Below are 1,236 nucleotides of genomic sequence, written 5' to 3' on the forward strand. Positions count from 1 at the left end.
GCGGACGGTCGTACGGACCGAGCAGGCCCCCGCACCGGCCGGGCCCGAAGGACCGCTGCTGCGCCCCGTCACGCCGACGGGCCCCGCGCCGCGGCCGGTCCCCGACACCGCGCGTCGCGCGGCGAACCGGGGCCGTACCGAGCGGACGGCCCCCACGAACGCGGCGTCCGTGCCAACCCCCCCTGGTACGGACGCCGCTTCCCCCGCCGCCGTGTCCGCCGCNNGGCCGCGGTCAGCCTCGCGGACTACCTGGCCAGGGGGCGCGAGTGAGGACGACGGGAGCGACCTGCGGGACCAGCGGGACGAGCAGGACCAGAGGGACCGGCGGGACACGCAGGAGCACAGGGACCGGCGGGACAAGCAGGAGTAGAGGGACCGAGGAACCGACGCCATGAGTAACGCACTTGCCATCGCCCATGTCACCCAGGCCCTCGCCCTGCTCATCGAGACCAACCTGCCCCCGGACATCGACATCGCAGTCAAGGTCGAGCCGCGCAAGCCCCCGGCCGACCCGCCGACAGAGCCCACCATCACCGTGTTCCTGTACCAGGTCACGCCCAACACCTCACAGCGCAACACCGACCTGCCCACCCGTGCCGCCGACGGCACACTGGTCCGGCGTGCGGCCGCGCCGCTCGACCTGCACTACCTCATCAGCGCCTACGGCGAGGAGGCGGAACTGGTCGGGCAGCGGCTCATCGGATCGGTCGTGCGCACGCTGCACGAGATCCCCGTCCTGCCGAAGGACATCATCGAACTGGCCGGCGAACGCGCCCACTTGTCCGGGAGCAACCTGGCCGAGGCGGTGCAGCGGGTGCGGTTCACACCCACCGTGATGGACATCGACGAGACGTCGAAACTGTGGGGGATGCTCCACCAGACGCCGTACACGCTGTCGGTCGTCTACCAGGCCGCCCTGGTGTTCATCGACGGCCGCGAGGTCCCGGTGCCGGGCANNCGAGCCCGAGCCCGCGCGGGACGCGGGCACGCCCCCTGCGAAGGCCGCTCCTGCCAAGGCGCCCGCGAAGACCCCGGTGAAGGCCGCCGCGAAGGCTCCGGCGCGTGCCCGCAGGACCGCGAAGAAGACCGCCAAGTCCCCTGCCGAGGAGACGAGGAACACCAAGTCCGGCGGCGAGAACGCGGAGAGCTGAGGCGGCACATGGCAGCGAGGGGGGCAGGAGACGACATGGGAGCGCACGGTTCGCACGAGGTGCGGGAGCCGCGGACGGCCGCCGC

At 72.7% G+C, this 1,236-nt stretch carries 1 protein-coding gene; it reads left to right on the forward strand.

Features of this window, described 5'->3' with window-relative positions; genetic code table 11:
• Positions 1 to 391: 391 nt before the first annotated feature.
• On the forward strand, positions 392 to 1,236 hold an 845-nt coding region (locus CCL05_RS41500), incomplete at its 3' end, for a Pvc16 family protein (protein WP_244204591.1).

It is taken from the genome of Streptomyces africanus (assembly GCF_002150735.1).
Taxonomy (GTDB): Bacteria; Actinomycetota; Actinomycetes; order Streptomycetales; family Streptomycetaceae; genus Streptomyces; species Streptomyces africanus.